This window comes from Sphingobium sp. TomTYG46 (assembly GCF_055396345.1).
Genome location: NZ_AP027324.1, coordinates 1,811,451 through 1,828,054, shown reverse-complemented (window position 1 = coordinate 1,828,054; position 16,604 = coordinate 1,811,451). Strand labels below are relative to the sequence as shown.

The 16,604-nt window shown below is 61.1% G+C and carries 12 protein-coding genes; 4 read left to right on the top strand and 8 right to left on the bottom strand.

Translation table 11 applies throughout. The features are described from left to right. Positions 1-301: 301 nt before the first annotated feature. Positions 302-2,788 (top strand): autotransporter domain-containing protein, encoded by a 2,487-nt coding sequence (locus tag ACZ5YV_RS09210; protein WP_464787360.1) that lies wholly within the window; start codon positions 302-304, stop codon positions 2,786-2,788. A gap of 481 nt (positions 2,789-3,269) precedes the next feature. On the opposite strand, the gene ACZ5YV_RS09205 is transcribed toward ACZ5YV_RS09210, so the two are convergent. The 8 genes from ACZ5YV_RS09205 to hflK form a co-directional block, all read right to left on the bottom strand. Further along, positions 3,270-4,586: a cell wall hydrolase gene (locus tag ACZ5YV_RS09205; RefSeq protein WP_464787359.1), complete on the bottom strand. Its 1,317-nt coding sequence runs from the start codon at positions 4,584-4,586 to the stop codon at positions 3,270-3,272. A gap of 18 nt (positions 4,587-4,604) precedes the next feature. Continuing rightward, positions 4,605-5,534, bottom strand: coding sequence for a cysteine synthase A (cysK, locus tag ACZ5YV_RS09200; RefSeq protein ID WP_464787358.1), 930 nt, complete (start codon positions 5,532-5,534; stop codon positions 4,605-4,607). Then, positions 5,531-6,835, bottom strand: a complete 1,305-nt coding sequence (locus tag ACZ5YV_RS09195) for an MFS transporter (RefSeq protein ID WP_464787357.1) — start codon at positions 6,833-6,835, stop codon at positions 5,531-5,533. The genes cysK and ACZ5YV_RS09195 overlap by 4 nt, the downstream gene beginning before the upstream one ends. 104 nt (positions 6,836-6,939) lie before the next feature. Next, on the bottom strand, positions 6,940-7,344 hold the full coding sequence (locus ACZ5YV_RS09190; RefSeq protein WP_464787356.1) for a hypothetical protein: 405 nt from the start codon (positions 7,342-7,344) through the stop codon (positions 6,940-6,942). 25 nt (positions 7,345-7,369) lie between these two features. Continuing rightward, a complete protein-coding gene (locus ACZ5YV_RS09185) occupies positions 7,370-9,001 on the bottom strand; it encodes a helicase HerA-like domain-containing protein (protein WP_464787355.1) in 1,632 nt (543 codons plus the stop codon). Between the two features lie 123 nt (positions 9,002-9,124). Then, the gene (locus ACZ5YV_RS09180; protein ID WP_464787354.1) at positions 9,125-10,636 is read right to left on the bottom strand and encodes a Do family serine endopeptidase; all 1,512 of its coding nucleotides are present in this window, start codon (positions 10,634-10,636) and stop codon (positions 9,125-9,127) included. A 136-nt stretch (positions 10,637-10,772) separates the two neighbouring features. Further along, positions 10,773-11,624: a protease modulator HflC gene (gene hflC / locus ACZ5YV_RS09175; protein WP_464787353.1), complete on the bottom strand. Its 852-nt coding sequence runs from the start codon at positions 11,622-11,624 to the stop codon at positions 10,773-10,775. Then, positions 11,624-12,751 (bottom strand): FtsH protease activity modulator HflK, encoded by a 1,128-nt coding sequence (gene hflK, locus ACZ5YV_RS09170; protein ID WP_464787352.1) that lies wholly within the window; start codon positions 12,749-12,751, stop codon positions 11,624-11,626. Before hflK ends, hflC begins: the two co-directional genes overlap by 1 nt. Before the next feature lie 73 nt (positions 12,752-12,824). Between hflK and ACZ5YV_RS09165 the strand changes: the two genes are divergently transcribed. From ACZ5YV_RS09165 to ACZ5YV_RS09155, 3 genes are all read left to right on the top strand, one after another. Next, complete coding sequence (locus tag ACZ5YV_RS09165; RefSeq protein ID WP_464787351.1) at positions 12,825-13,784, top strand: Mrp/NBP35 family ATP-binding protein; 960 nt, start codon at positions 12,825-12,827, stop codon at positions 13,782-13,784. 66 nt (positions 13,785-13,850) lie between these two features. Further along, positions 13,851-14,285 carry a CoA-binding protein gene (locus ACZ5YV_RS09160; protein WP_464787350.1) on the top strand — a complete coding sequence of 145 codons (435 nt, stop codon included), beginning with the start codon at positions 13,851-13,853 and terminating at the stop codon, positions 14,283-14,285. Positions 14,286-14,324: 39 nt separating this feature from the next. Then, positions 14,325-16,601, top strand: a complete 2,277-nt coding sequence (locus ACZ5YV_RS09155; protein ID WP_464787349.1) for a molybdopterin cofactor-binding domain-containing protein — start codon at positions 14,325-14,327, stop codon at positions 16,599-16,601. The last annotated feature ends 3 nt before the right edge of the window (positions 16,602-16,604 follow it).

The following is a 16,604-nucleotide window of genomic DNA, read 5'->3' as shown; positions in this document are numbered from 1 at the left end:
CCGACCTGTTATTGATCCATATCAATATCCATGGCATTTCTGAAGGTGGTTTATGCGACAGTACAATATTAAAATTGTAAACAACGCACGATGAAAGTTTAATCCGTGACCAGATCTTATTGAAGAAGCGAAGGAACTTTCGTTTATCATCATCGTTTCCCGAAGCAGCTTCCTACCAGGGGGCAAAAAAAGGGATTTATATATGAATTCGAAAAACTCTGGGCATTCCGCTCGTCGGAATGCTGCGCCTTCACGCGCATTTTTGGGCGCGACTGGCCTCGCAGGATCGCTCGGAATTTTGATGTTGGCCGTGCCCAACGTTGCGCTGGCCCAGAATGAATGCGGCGTGCTGCCCGCGGTCGGCGGGCTGATTTCCTGTCCCGCGTCCGGCAGTCCTTATCCGGCCGGCATCACCTACCTTCCCACGGCCGACTTGACGGTGGTCCTGCCCGCGAACCTTTCCATTCAGACGTCCACGTCGGCAACTCCCGGCGTTCAAATATTGGGCGCGGGTGATCTGGCGCTCGACGGCAGCGGCGCATCCGTAGCGACAAGTGGTGCGCTTTCGAACGGCGTGACGGTGTCCAGCCTGGGCGGTTCGGCGAACGTGGGACTGGCATCGGTCTCAACGACTGGAGATGGATCGACGGCGGTATCCGCCCTATCAGACACCGGGACTGCCAGCGTGATAACGACGGGCAACGTCACCTCCACCGGCCGCGGCGGAGCAGGCATTTCGGCAGTGTCCGGGACGGGCGATGCATTCGTTTCCGCAAACAATGTCAGCACCGTTGCTGCGCTGCCCGCGGACATAGCGACTAGCCAGAGCGCCATTTTCGCGCAGGGCGCTAACGCGGCGGTGATTTCCACTGGTACGGTGACGACGGCGGGTCGTGCATCCTTGGGTGGTGCTTCCGATGCCATCTCCGTGACTGGGACGGCAGGCGATGCCAGTGCAGTCGTGAATAATGTCGCGGCCAGCGGCGACACGTCCCGCGCGGTCGCGGTGACCGCCAGTAACAATGCCAGTGCCACCGTGAACGGCCTGGTTTCGGCTTCCGGCCTTGGCGCTGACGCCGTGGCGGTCACTGGCGGAAATCAGGCGACGGTCACTGTGGGCCTGAATGGTCGCCTGTCGGCGGCTGACGGCAACCTCATCACGCTGACGTCGGTCAATGGCAGCACCCTGTCCAATTCCGGCACGATCAGTTCCAATCCCAACGGTCTGGCGGTCCAGGCGTTCGGCGGTCCCGCAACGATCAATAACAGCGGTTCCTTGTCCAGCGACATTGTTCTGACCGCCGGCGACGATACGGTGAATAATAGCGGCAGGTTCATCGTTGGCGCCAACCCCGATTTCGGAGCGGGCAGCGACGCCTTCGTGAACACTGGCTTGGTCAGCGTTGGCACGGGCGCCACGGTGGCGGGTGCATCGACATTCACGGGTCTGGAGAGCTTTTCCAACGCGGGCCTGGTCGATCTTCGCAATGGCGTAGTGGGCGATACCCTCACGCTTCCGGGCACTTTCTCGGGTACGGGCGCAAGCCAGTTGGGCGTCGATGTGAGTGCTGGCGGCAGCGATCGGCTCATCCTGGGTGGCGCTGCCACGGGTACCACCACGGTATTGCTAGACGCTCCATCCCTTAACGCACCCATCTTCACCTCGGGCGCCGTCATCGTTCAGGCCGGTGCCCCGTCCGCTGCATCGGCTTTTCAGTTCAGCGGGGGCTTCCAGAATGCTGGCCTCGTTCGATATGAAGTAGCTTATGACCCCGCGACCCTGTCTTACAGTGTCACGAGCGGACCAAGCGACGCAGCGTTTCGCACACTCAATTATGCAGATGGCGCCCGCAGCCTTTGGATGAAGTCAGCGGACGTGGTGACCGCACAACTGAGGGCGCGCCGCGATTCACTGTGGGCACATGGCGATGCCGCAAACTCCGGCAAGTTCTGGCTACAGATGCACGGTTCGGTCGAGGATCATGGTGGAAGGCGGACGGTGTCCAGCTTCGGTCAGAGCCGTGTCATCAACACCGGCTATAAGCAGGATTATTACGGAGGACAGGCCGGCTTCGACTTCGGCGGTGGTGTCGGTGAAAAGGGTGGCTTCGCCCTGGGTGTGACCGGCGGCTATATAAATTCTTCGCAGAACTTTGCCGGTTCACCGGACAGGATCAACTTCAACGCGGTGAACGCCGGTGTCTATGGTAGCTTCACCTCGGGCAACATATTTGCCAACGTGCTGGGCAAATATGATCATTATTGGGCCAATGCCAACAGCCCGACCGGCGGCTTCAAACAGAAGTTCAGCGGCTCTGTCTATGGCGTCCGTGGTGAGGTCGGTCTGCGGTTCGGCAGCGACGCCTTCTTCATCGAGCCTGCCGCAAGCCTGTCCTACACGCGCTCGGATATCGACAATTTCTCAGTCCTCGGCACGACCGTGGATTTCAACGAGGATGATGGCCTGCGGGGCCGCGTCGGTGGGCGCATCGGCGGACAGGTGCACATTGGGGACACGGCCGTGCTGGCGCCCTATGTAGGGGCTAACTATGTCCACGAGTTCAAGGGACGGGACGAGGTGAGCTTCAGCAACGGCGTGCAGACGGTTGCCTTCACCAATGACCGCATGAAAGATTATGGTGAAGCGGTCCTGGGCGTCACCATTGGTCAGACGAGCGGCATTTCCGGCTTCTTGGAGGCCAATTATGTGCGCACTTTCAGCAACGGCGGTGGCTCCAACAGCCTTGAAGGTGCTGGCGGACGAGCGGGCTTGCGCATCCGCTTCTAAATGAAAATGGGTGCCGCGGTCGATCAGGCCGCGGCACCCATAGTACACAGGAGCGGTAGACGCCTTCGACCGGATTTTCATTCTATGGGGCCGGTCGGGAGACGCGACGCTGGCAAAACCATGGGGACCTTTTGGCGATTGCCGATCGTCTTCTTCGAGTACATGATCGACAGCTTCCGCCACGACCGGACGTTCGTGAGGGCAGAATTGAATGACGGCTCTGGTTGCGAGCCGGCGCCACGCAAAGGCAGCTACCCCTGCATCTCAGCTCCAAACCCGACATTCGCCTACCGGCCCTTGGCTGTCTTTCAGCACCGCCTGATCTTCCGACGTTCGCGGGCCAAAACCCGCATGAGGCATCGCTTCTGAAACGTAAAGATCAGCCTCGACGCCCGCGGCCCACTCCCCACGCCGCCGCCGGAGGAAGAGCAGGGAAGGCCCCTCCCAAAATAGGAAAAATAGGAAACCGCCGAAAACTCGTTCAATCCGCCATTTCATTCACGACTTTGACCGGCGGCACGATCGTTACCGTCTCAAACCGCTCCTTCCGCCGCACTCCGTTCAGCGGCGGTGGAACATTCACCTGCTCCGTCGGCACCCGCTGTCGCATGCATTCTCCCTTGTTCTCCCGCGCCGTCTGCCCGCAATTCCACAAGGCCCGCTGCAATCCCGTTGCGCTATTGTGAATATAGGCAAAGCTCATGCTTTCCATCTGATCCCCCGACAGCGGAAACCCGGCAGGAGCGCTCCCCGCTCGCCACGCCATGATCCGACACTCCGGCCGTCCCGCGCAGAAAGTCTGCGCCATCACCGGCCAGTTGTCGGGCGTCGTCCCCTTGCCAAGTTCCACCAGAAAGCTCCGCGCTCCCGGCGCGATCGCGATCAACCTTGCGCCGCCCATTATCCGGCCCAGCGAGTCCGCGCCGATCGCCTCCCGCGGCTTGGCCGTCAAAGCCGCCAGACTGCTACCACCCGGCGCCAGAACGCCCGACCCCTCGCTGTTCCCGTCCTGATGCGCCATCGACAGTCGAGCGATCCGCGCAATCACCGGCTCCACACTATCCCGCGCCAACCGGAAAGCGGGCGGCGTTCCCCACCATCCTCGCCAGCGGAAGAAAAGGTGCGTCCCCACCGCCGTGATCTTGTCCAGGCTCCCGCTCCAATAGGGGACAACCCAATCCGTATGATAGTGGGTGGCATAGCCGACCGGCTTGAACACCTTGCCCGCCAGCGCAGCCTTCGCAATCTCCCGCGCTCTGTTCCAGGCATCTTCCCCCGGCGACCGCGCCATCGCGCCATCGCAGGTGAAAGTGAACTGACAGCCGGTCGATCGCTCCTGCCCCTGAAACACGACCCCGCACACCGTTTTGGGGAAAGCGGGATGCCGAACCCGGTTCAAAATCACCTGCGCCACTGCCCGCTCGCCCACCGCGTCATCGCCCGCCTCGTAAAGCTGCGCGGCCGCCAGGCAGTCCGTGGCCCGCGCCAGATCGCTTTCCGAGCCAGTGAACACAAATGGCCGCGCTGCCGGATTGGGGAGCCGCGAGAAAGGCACGGCCCCGTTGAACGCCCGCGCCTGATCACGATCCAGCGTGTAAAGTTCCACTGGCTGCACAACGGGTGCCGCTGTGGTCGGCCACTTCATCAGCGCGCGCTGAACCAGTGCCGTCCGTGCCGCGTCGGCCGCAGGTGCCCGCGCATCCCACCGCGCCACCAGCGCAGGCAAACCGGCGAACAGCAGGAGCCAGATCAGCCACATCGCGCGATGTGGCTGGCTGCTGGTAGAAGCGTCGATCATTCCTGACCCTGCGCCATCCTATTCGGGCAGGAAGTCAGGCACCGACAGATAGCGTTCACCAGTGTCATAGTTGAAACCCAGAACGCGGCTGCCGGGTGGAAGCTCCTTCAGCTTCTGCGCGATCGCGGCCAGAGTCGCGCCGGACGAGATGCCCACGAGCATGCCTTCCTCCCGTGCCGCCCGGCGGGCATATTCCTTGGCATCGACCGGATCGACCTGGATCACGCCGTCCAGCAACTGCGTGTGCAGATTTGCGGGGATGAAGCCAGCCCCGATACCCTGAATGGGGTGGGGACCCGGCTGTCCGCCGCTGATGACTGGCGAAAGGGTAGGCTCAACCGCATAGACCTTCAGGTTGGGCCACAGCTTTTTGAGTACCTCGGCAACACCCGTGATGTGACCGCCCGTGCCGACCCCGGTAATTAGAGCGTCAAGCGGGCTGTCCGCGAAATCTGTCGCGATCTCCTGCGCCGTCGTGCGAACATGCACGTCAATATTCGCGGCATTTTCAAACTGTTGGGGCATCCAGGAATTGGGCGTTTGCTCGATCAACTCCAGCGCGCGTTCGATCGCGCCTTTCATGCCCTTCTCGCGAGGAGTCAGGTCAAAGGACGCGCCATAAGCCAGCATCAACCGGCGCCGTTCCACCGACATGCTTTCCGGCATGACGAGGATGAGCTTGTAACCCTTCACCGCCGCGACCATGGCCAGGCCGACGCCCGTATTGCCAGACGTCGGCTCGATGATCGTTCCGCCGGGTTTCAGATCGTCCGACGCCTCGGCGGCCTCGATCATCGCAAGCGCGATACGGTCCTTGATCGATCCGCCCGGGTTGGCGCGTTCCGATTTGATCCAGACTTCGGTGCCCTCAGGCGCGTCTGCAAACAGGCGGCTCACCTGAATATGCGGCGTGTTGCCGATGGTTTCGAGAATATTGGCAGCTTTCATTTCGCCTTCTCCTGGCTAATCTCGGCCTCCCTTAAGTCGGGTGGGTCAAAGGTACGTGCAAGGCGCAATTCGGGAAAGAGCCGCGCCCATAAAATTGTGATGACTATAGCGCCGATCCCGCCGCCAATCACGGCCGCAACGGGACCAACCAGCGCGGCGAGGAAGCCTGACTCCGCTTCCCCCAATTCGTTCGACGCCGAAATGGTGAGTTGTGAAAGGCTGGACACTCGGCCCCGCATCGCATCGGGCGTATGAAGCTGGATCAGCGACTGGCGCACGTAAACGGACACCATGTCCGCAGCGCCCAGCAACACTAGTGCGCCGATGCCGATCTCCATCGCAATATTGCGGGGAATGAAGGCTGTGGCGCCGAAAAGGATCGTGGACAGGCCAAAGATCATGACCGCGCCCAGCATCTTCAACCCGACCTCTGATCGCATGGGTCGAAAGGAGAAGAAAAGCGCGACGATGGCCGCTCCGATAGCGGGAGAGGCGGCCAGATGCCCCAGTCCCGCCGATCCAACCTTCAATATGTCGCGTGCGTAGACGGGCAAAAGCGCAGTCGCTCCTGCCAGCAGCACCGCGAACAGGTCCAGAGTGATGGTGGCCAGCACGAGACGGTTCGATCGCACATAAGTCCAGCCGTCAAGCATCTGGCGAACCGGATGGCGGCTTGTGTCCCGCGGCGGCTGTTTGACCGGGCCGATCAGCAACATGCCCCAAAGGGCAATCGCGAACAGTAGCGATGTAAGAGCATAAGCGCCCCAAGGCGTCATGGCGTAGACATAGCCACCCAATGCGGGGCCAATGATCATCCCTGCCTGCCATGCAACGCTGGACAGCGCGATCGCATTGGGCAGCACGTCGCGCGGGACCAGGTTGGGCGCCAATGCGCTGTAGGCAGGCCCATTGAACGCGCGCGTGATTCCCACCACGCCGACGATGCCGAAAATCAGGGATAGGCTCACCCAGCCTTCATAGGTTGCAAAAGCCAGCAATCCCGACGCTGCCATGAGCAGTGCCAAGGTCAGGCGCGCAATGGCGCGGCGGTCGAAATGGTCCGCGACCCAACCCGTAAGCGGTGTCAGAAAGAACAGAGGCACAAACTGCGCGAACCCGATCAGGCCTAGCTGAGCGGCGGCGCCGGAGGTGCTCATGCTTTCGCGTGCGATATTGTATGCCTGCCACCCAAGCACGGTCATCATGCCATATTGGGCCAGTACGCCCGCCAGCCGCCCCAGCAGGTAGGCGCGGAAATCGCCGAAGCGCAGTGGATGGCGGGAGTCGGCGGGGGCCTTCATATGATTTCCTTATCGCCTGCACAGCATTACGCAATTACAGCGGTAGAGAATGGCAAAAGCAGTTTTTGCAGCCGCGAAACTCTCGCTTGCAACCTCGCGAAATTTTAGCGGTCGGGGTCCAGCAGGATGCCGCTCACCGACCCATTGCGAACCGAGCAGACAAAGGGAACAGACCGGCGCTCGTCGGCCGGGCCGACCTCTCCTTCGACCTCCCATCCGGTCGACATGGATCTCGCTTCCACGCGACCCAATATGCGCGCACCCGGACCTGCTTCCTGACGGGCCTTGGCCGCGCAGGCATTGCGCGCTGCGGCTGTGCTATGGATAGAGCCATATCGAGGAGAGGCATAAGGCTGCCGCTTCGCGTCACGTTCCTCCTGCCGGTCACGAACGACATCGCTGATAATTGCTGCATCGGCCGCACGGTGCAGATCGCGATAATCCTGCGCGTGGGCAGGCAAGGCAGTTGCCAGGCTGATGGCGCAAATAGCCATGCTTCCGATATGCATATTATGCCTCCTCTGCGGCTAGCCTTTATTTGAAAAGGCTACCCAATATGCCGCGCACAAGTTGTCCCGCCAAGCCGCCTGATGAGGAACGGCGGCTGGTTCCTCCAAATACGGCCCGACCGAGCTCATTGGCAACCTGCCGCCCGACCGAAGACGCGGCCGAACGGGAGGCTGACTGAACGGCTCGGTCGAGGGCTGAAGGCTTGGCCGCCTCGCGCGCGGCGGCCGCGTCGCGCCTTGCCTGCTCCTTGAGTTCTGCTTCCCGCTGTTTGGCCTCCAATTTTGCCTGCGCGGCGGCGGCCTTGTCTGCTTCGGCATTCGCCTTGGCAGCCTGCGAGGCAGCAGCGGCGGCTTGACCGCGGGCGGCTAATATCTCCTCGGCGGACTCGCGATCGATCGCGTCATCATATTTGCCCGCGCATGGGGAGATGGATTGAATGATCGCCCGCTCCTTTGCGTCTACCGGCCCCAAACGTGAACGGGGTGGAGCGATCAGGGTGCGCTGGACGATGCCTGGCGAGCCATCCTCCTGAAGCAGCGAGACCAGCGCTTCGCCGACTTTCAATTCCGTAATCGCACTTTCAACGTCCAGGTCCGGATTGACTCGGAATGTCTCGGCTGCGGCCTTTATGGCCTTTTGATCACGCGGGGTGAATGCGCGCAGTGCATGCTGAACGCGGTTGCCAAGCTGCCCTGCCACGTCTTCGGGAATGTCGATCGGGTTCTGGGTCACGAAATAGACGCCCACGCCCTTGGAACGGATCAGCCGGACAACCTGCTCGATCTTGTCCGTCAGGGCCTTGGGGGCGTCGTCAAAAAGCAAATGCGCTTCGTCAAAGAAGAAGACCAGAATAGGCTTTTCCGGGTCTCCGACCTCGGGAAGCGTCTCGAAAAGCTCACTCAGGAGCCAGAGCAGGAAGGTCGCGTAGAGCTTGGGGCTCTGCATCAGTTTGTCGGCGGCCAGAATGTTGACATAGCCGCGCCCTTGATCATCCACTTTCAGGAAGTCGTGAATGTCGAGCGCCGGCTCCCCAAAGAAATGGCCGCCGCCCTGGCTGTCCAATTGCAGCAACTGGCGTTGGATGGTGCCGACGCTCGCCTTGGTCACATTGCCATAGCGGCTGGACAGTTCGTCGGCATTTTCCGCACAATAGGCCAGCATGGCCTGGAGATCGCCGAGATCAAGCAGCAGTAGTCCTTCGTCATCGGCATATCTGAACGCGATGGAGAGTACGCCCTCCTGGGTTTCGTTCAGGCCCATGAGCCGGGCCAGCAATAGCGGTCCCATTTCGCTGACCGTAGTGCGGATCGGATGCCCTTGCTCGCCGTAAAGGTCCCAGAAGATCGCTGGATTGTCGGCATAACTGTAATTTTCCAGGCCGATCTCCTTGGCGCGAGCGACCAGCTTGTCGGCGTTTTTCGCGGTCGGCGACCCGGCCATCGCGATGCCCGACAGATCACCTTTCACGTCGGCGAGAAAGACCGGGACACCCAGCGCGGAAAAGCTCTCGGCGATACCCTGCAGTGTTACCGTTTTGCCAGTTCCGGTAGCGCCTGCAATCAGTCCATGACGATTGGCGCGGCGCAGGTTGAGCGTCTGTGGAATGCCGCCATCCTTGTCCGCTGCGCCAAGACCGATGAAAATGCCGTCGCTCATGCGTCATGCTCCCAAAAGCGGCGGGCCGCGCCCGTCGGAAGTGCTGTCTTGCCATCTTAAGGGCGAGACAGGACCTCCGGCAAGCGCGACCCGCTATGATCCGTCCGATGCGCTGTTGCCGGGCTATTTGTCCCGCAGGCGCACAGGCAAGAATACGGCAGGCTGGCCGCGACGTAAAACCTGCAACAGGATGGCATTGCGTCCTTGCGAGGACACTTGGCGTACGGCTGCGTCCAGCTCCGCCTGGCTAGCTACGGGCCGGTTGTTGGCGGTGATAATCACATCGCCTCGGCGCAGGCCCTTTGCTCCTGCGTCAGTCGAAGAATCCACCGCCGTGATCACGATTCCACGCGTATCCGCCGCAACGCCCAACTGGCGAACGATGTTGGGCGTGAGGGGGATGGCCGAAATGCCCAGCGACTGCTGCGTCGCCTGCCCGCCGCTGGATTGGTCATCCTGCTGTTGATTGAAGTCATCATCCTGCTGCTGGGCGAAGCTGTTGAGTTCATCCTCTGACGGACGCTGGCCGACGATGGCGGTTACGGTCTGACGTTGACCATTGCGCAGCAGAACGATCGGCACGCGGGAGCCGATCGGCTGCGATGCGACGATAGACGACAGGTTCTGGTCCGGTGTCACTTCCTGACCGGCCACGCTGACGATGACGTCGCCCGCCTTGATACCAGCGCGGTCGGCGCCCTTGCCCGGTTCGACGCCCTGAACGAATTCGCCGCGATTTTTCGCAAGACCCAGGGAATCGGCGAGGTCTTCGCCCAGCGGACTGATCTGGATCCCCAGATAACCGCGCTTGACGCTCTGCCCTCTGCGCAAGGTATCGACGATCGGCGCCGCCTGTTCGGACGGAATCGCAAAGCCGATGCCAACGTTGCCGCCAGAGGGCGAAAGGATCTGGCTGTTGATACCGATCACATTGCCGCGCATGTCGAACATCGGGCCGCCGCTATTGCCCTGATTGATCGACGCGTCGGTCTGGATGAATTTGTCGTAGGTGCCACCGGTGCCACGATGGACCGCGGAGATGATCCCTGCGGTCACGGTGCCCGACAAGGCGAACGGGTTGCCGATGGCGATGACCCAGTCACCGACGCGTGCCTTCGTGCTGTCGCCGAACTTGACGAAAGGCAGGGCTTTTTTCGGCTCTATCTTCAGCACCGCAATGTCCGTCGCCGGGTCACGGCCGATCAGCTTTGCCGGATATTCCTCGCGATTGGTGAGGGTAACCGTGATCGCATCCACCGACGCGCCTTCGGCGCCTGCGGACACCACGTGATTGTTGGTGACGATATAGCCATCGGCCGAGATGATGAAACCCGAACCGAGAGATTGGGCCTGGCGGGTCTGCGGCTTGCCGCTCTGGCCCTGGCCGAACAGATCGCCAAAGGGCGTGCCAGCGAATGGGTTTTGAACCTGGACGCGCTGTCGCGTGGAAATATTGACGACGGCAGGCTGCAACTTTTCGACCATGTCAGCCAGGCTGGCAGGGGCACCTGCGGGCGCGGCGGCCTGCATGCCCTCATTTTGCGCGACTTGCGCGCCGACATTCGGGCTGGAGGTTACGGCGATGGCGGTGCCACCAAGCAGCAGGGCGCCGGTAAGGGCATAAGCGTAACGCACTCGTGACGGTCCTCTCGTGAACTTTGGCGAAGGAAAGGCGGGACTCTGGGTAGAGTCGGATGCGCCGCCTAGCCTTAACCCTCATTGAATGAAGCTGGTTCCGAAATGATCTACAACCCTCTTCCGCATTTCACGGTTATCGATCCTTGCCTTGAAACTGTTTCAGGAACTCATTGTCGCGCGACAGCACCATCGTCGTCGAGCCCGGCCGATCGGGTGCAAAGGTCAGTCTGTAGGCCTGCATCGCCCGATAGAAATCGTAGAATTGCGGGTCCTTGCCAAAGCTTTCCGAATAAATGCGCGCCGCGTTCGCATCGGCTTCGGCGCGGATGATCTGCGCCTGCTTCGCGCCTTGAGCCCTGATCGTCAGCGCTTCCTGCTCACGGGCGGTGCGCATTCGGGTGAAAGCACTTTCCAGCGGTGCGCCGTCGGGCAGGTCTGCCCGCTTGATCCGTACATCGACGATCTGCGCCCCATATTGACGGGCTACGCGATTGAGACCGGCCTCAATATTGTCCATGACCTGACCGCGCTCGGGCGACAGCAACGCAGCGAAAGGACGTTTGCCAAGCTCATTCCGAAGCGCCGAACCGAGGATCGGCCGGAGGGCATCGGAGACACGATCCTCATTCCCTGCCGCAATATACATGCGCAACGGATCGACGATCCGATAACGCGCGAAGGCGTCGACCTGCAACCGGAGTTGATCCGTCGATAGCACTTGCTGTCTTTCCATTTCGACCGACAGGACGCGCTTGTCGATCCAGACGATCTGATCGATGAACGGCCAGCGTAATATGACGCCCGCACCGGTCTTGCCGAACTCTTCGTTGGCACGATAGCGGTTCACGATCTTCTTTGGATCGCCAAAGCGCACGATCACGCCCTGCTTGGTTTCGGGCACGATGGCAACGGTGCTGCCGATAAGCAGCAGCAATGCTATGACGGACAGCGCCAAGGCTACGGGATGGCGGATAAGCGTCGGCATTATTGGCCCCCTTCCGCAGCGGCGGAGCCGGAAGAAGCGGACGCTCCCTGCGCCCGCCGCTTCAATTCCGGCAGCGGCAGGAACGGGGTGACATTGCCGCTTTCGACGATCGTCTTGTCGACGTTGGACAGAACGCCCTCCATGGTTTCGTAATACATGCGGCGGCGCGTCACGTCGGGCGACAGCTTATACTGCTCATACACCTTGTCGAATGCCGCAGCTTCGCCTTGAGCCTTGGCGGTAACCTGCTGCGCGGCAGCGCGCGCTTCGTTCAAATAGGTCTGGGCCGTTTGTTGCGCCGCAGAGACCGCCTTGAACGCGTCGTTGACCGCCGTCGGCGGATCGGCTTGCTTGATCGCGACGCCCTGCACACGGATACCGGACCTGTATCCGTCCAATATTGCCTGCATCCGCTGTTCGACCTGCTGCTCGATTTCAGTGCGGCCCGCACCTAACGCGTCGTCCAGGCTGGCGCTGGCGACAACCGATCGCATGGCGCTTTCCGCGACTTCCCTAACCGTTGAATCAGGGTCGGACAGCTGGAACAAATAAAGCTCAGGACTGCGGATATTCCAGCGAACCGAGTAAGCAAGGTCGATGATATTCTGGTCGCCGGTCAATACCAGATTTTCGCTCTGCGCGCTGGGCGAACCGATATCGATGGCCCGGATTTCCTCCACATCGACCGTAGTTACATTCTCGAAGGGCGCGGGCAGCGTCAAGCTGATCCCCGGCGACAAGGTCCGGCTATATTTACCGAGCAGCGTCACGACGCCGCGCTCCTGCGGGCCGACGCGGTGAAAGCAAGTGAGCACGAGCCACAACAAGATGAGGATGCCGACGGCAGCTGGCCAAAGCGCTTTTCCGGTGGGCCGAGGCGGCAAGTTGCCAAACCCGCCTCCACCGCCTTGGCCGAAGCTCTCCCGGCTGCGGCGCAGCAGCTCCTCAATCGCGGAAGGTCCTTTGCCGCCCGGCGTCTTCCCCGGTTGCGTCCAGGGATTCCGGGGGCCGCCATCGCCTCCCTTGCCCGAACCTTCATCGCCACCCGGGCCGTCGCTTTTGCCGCCCCAAGGGCCTTGGACCATTGCGCTAGCGATGCCAGGCATCCACCCGAAAAATCTCTTCATTCCGTCTCTATAGGAAGGCTGGGTCGCGAAAAACAGTGCCCTTCGCAACGATTATTGCCTAGGAGGTGCTGTCATGACCGATCTTGAGAGTTTCGCCGCCCGACTGAAGACTTTGACCGAGGGCCGCGCCAGCACGCCCCGGATCAAGGATGGAATCATGAGCCTGGCGCTCGATGTAGGCGGTCTTTCCCCCGAACGGCGGGATGCCGTCGCTGCGGCGATCAGGGAAGGAGGGCTGTCGGTGGCAGGTGTGCAGGATGTCCGGATCGCCATGACAGCCGAAAGAAAGGCTCTCCGCATCATTGCCGTTGCATCCGGCAAGGGCGGAGTGGGCAAATCCACCCTCTCGGCAAATCTTGCCGTTGGTCTCAAACGAATGGGTTTTGCGGTAGGTCTGGTGGACGCCGATATTTACGGACCGTCGCAGGCCAGACTGATGGCCAGCGAAGATAAAAAGCCCCAAGCGCGCGACAAGCATCTGATCCCCGTCGAAAGCCCGTTAGGCATTCCGATGCTGTCGATGGCGCACCTGGTCGAACCCGGCAAGGCGCTGGCCTGGCGCGGGCCTATGGCGGGCAATGCGCTTTCGCAGCTGATCGATGCCGATTGGGGTGAGACTGAGGTGCTGGTCGTGGACATGCCGCCGGGAACCGGAGACGTGCAACTTTCGATGGTGCAAAAGCATAAGCCTGCGGGAGCGGTGATCGTATCGACGCCTCAAGACCTGGCTTTGATCGATGCCACGCGCGCGGTCAGCCTTTTCGAGCAGACACAGGTGCCCTTGATCGGGCTGGTGGAGAATATGGCCGGGTATAGCTGTCCGCATTGCGGTGAGATATCCGATCCTTTCGGCGCGGGTGGGGCGGAAGCGGCTGGCTCAGCCATGGGTATGCCCTTCCTAGGGCGTATTCCTTTGGCGATAGACATTCGGCGCCGGTCGGATGGGGGCGACCCTCCAGCAGCGACGGATGATCCCTCTGGCGAGGCTTTCCTTGCAATCGCGAGCAAAGTGGCGGCGTGGTTGCGGGGCTAAAGGCGGCGTTGGGGAACGGTTCATTGCATCCTGCGTCTTTAGGATGACCGAGAAGGAAACAAAGATATGCCGCTGACGCTGCCGCAGGAAATTGCCGATCTTTTGGGGGAAACGCGGACCATCGCTTTGGTTGGCATTTCTGATCGGCCCGGTCGTCCGAGCTATGGCGTCATGAAGTTCCTGCAGGACCATGGTTATCGCGTGTTGCCGGTCAATCCGCAGATTGCGGGAGAGCATGTGCATGGGGAGTTTGTCTGGGCGCGGCTTGCCGACATCGGCGTTCCAATCGACATGGTGGATATCTTCCGTCGCAGTGAAGCAGCGGGGGAGGCTGTGGACGATGCGATCGCCGCAGGAGCCAAGGCGGTGTGGATGCAGTTGGGGGTAATAAATGAGGCAGCCGCCCGGCGCGCGGAGGCTGCCGGATTGAAGGTCGTCATGGACCGCTGCCCCGCCATCGACATTCCCCGTTTCAATATCCCGCACGTCCACGCGCTTTAGCGCTTTCCAGCTGCCGCAAGCCTCTTTATCAACGTTCTCATGACGCGCGCACTGCGGAGGCAGGCAAATCATAACGGCACGGCAAGGCGGCTTGATCGGCGTACGCTTTTAGTAGGCGCTGGAGCGTCGGCTGGGCTTTTACTGGCCTGGGGCGCATGGCCGCGCAGCTACCGCCCAAATCTGAATACAGCGTCGGGCGAAACCGTCTTCAATGCCTTTTTGAAGATCGATAAGGCAGGCAGGGTACTCGTGGTCGTGCCGCAGGCCGAAACAGGGCAGGGCGTGACGACGCTGCTGCCGCAGATACTGGCGGATGAACTGGGTGCGGACTGGCGCACCGTAGGTGTGCAAAGTGCGCCCATCAGTCCGCTCTATGCAAACACGTTGTTAGCCAGCAAGTGGCTTGCGAGCGACTGGTCGAGGCTCGCGGGTGACGTCGGCAATTGGACGATCGAGCAATATGCGACGCGGCGTGCTTTGATGCTGACTGGCGCTGGGACGTCCGTGCCAATGTTCCACAAATCCTATAAGGAAGCGGGCGCCGCCGCGCGCGTGCTCTTGTGTAAGGCCGCTGCGGCGCGCTGGGGTGTGTCATGGGAAAGTTGTGACATTCAGAACGGCATCATTTCTGATGGCGGCCAGCGCACATTGACGATCGGTGAGGTGGCGGCGGAAGCAGCAGAATTCGAGCTGCCCGAGATATTGCCGTTCCGCCAAGATCAGGTTGACCGGCTCTTCGGACAGGATTTGCCGCGCCTCGACACGCCTTCGAAGATTGATGGCAGCCATAACTTCACTGCTGATGTCCGGCTGCCGGACATGGTTTTCGCTTCCATCCGGCAAGGGCCGATCGGCGATGCCGTGCTCACAAGGGTGAACGAGCAGGCTGCGAAGTCCGTCACCGGCTTTATCAAGCTGGTGCGCACCGAACGGTGGGTGGCCGCTGTCGCAACCAACTGGTGGGCCGCCAACAAGGTGCTTGATCTTAGCGATCCGGTTTTTGAATTATCGAGCACGCCAGTCAGCAGCACCAGCATAGATGCTTCGCTTGAAGAAGCCTTTTCGGGTTCGGATGGCCGGCGGCTTTACTCGCGCGGCGATCTCAAGCCGCTTTTCGACAACGCCACCATCATGGCCAGCGAGTTTACCGTTGCCCCGGGGCTGCATCTGGCGCTGGAGCCTCCTTGCGCGACCGCGCGTGTGACCGACGGACTCGCCGAGATATGGATGCCCGCGCAAGCTCCTGCACTCGCGCGTAGCGCGATCGCGGATGCTCTCGATCTGCCTGATCAGCAGGTGGTGCTATACCCCCTGCATGCCGGGGGTTCTTTCGGCCGGAAGATGGATTTTGAGGTTGGCGTGCAGGCAGCGTTGATAGCGAAAGACGTTGGGCGGCCCGTCCAACTGCTCTGGTCAAGGCTGGAAGATGTAATCCAGGATCGTCCCAGTGCTCCTGCCCATGCCCGTATGGCGGCCAAGCTCGGCCGCAACGGTGCGATTGAAGGATGGCTCGCGAAAGTGGCGGCGCCTTGTGCCATGACCCAGACATGGAATCGCATCGCCGATCGCAAATTACCGCATGAAGCGAGCCGTGATACTGCCAACGCATCCAGCCGTCTCGCTGTGGCGGGGATGGAACTGCCATATGCGTTGCCGAATTGGGCGGTCGATCATTTCCCGGCCGATGTTGGACTGCCGCTGGGCTTTGCGCGCGGCAATGCTCATCTTCATGGCGCCTTCTTTACGGAAAGCTTCATTGATGAACTGGCTCATCTTGCCGGTATGGAGGCGCTCTCTTTCCGCATTCAGATGCTTGGTGGCAACCCGCGACTGGCTCATTGCCTGACGACCGTCGGATCGATGGGGGGATGGCAGGGAGGTATCGAAGGTAGCGGTCAAGGTCTGGCGGCGCATGTCATAGATGGCGCTTATGTCGCCGTCATGGTCGAGGCAGCGATCGAGGGTGGTCGGCTCAAGGTTGGGCGGATCATCGCTGCGGTAGATGGCGGGGAGCAGGTCAATCCGGACATCGCACGTCAGCAAGTGGAAAGTGGCATAATTTATGGCCTGGCTTCCGCAACGGGTGCTTCGGTGCCTTACGCGAAGGGAATGCCCACGCGCTCGATCATCTCCCGCATGGGCCTTCCTCTGTTGCAGGATATAGGTGAGGTCACGGTGGAACTGATCCGTAGCACCGCACCCCCGGCCGGGCTCAGCGAGATTGGGGCGCCTGCGATTGCTCCGGCCATAGCGAACGCTCTTTTTACAGTTACAGGGCAGCGATTCCGCCAGCTGCCGATCTTGGCGCGGACATGACAT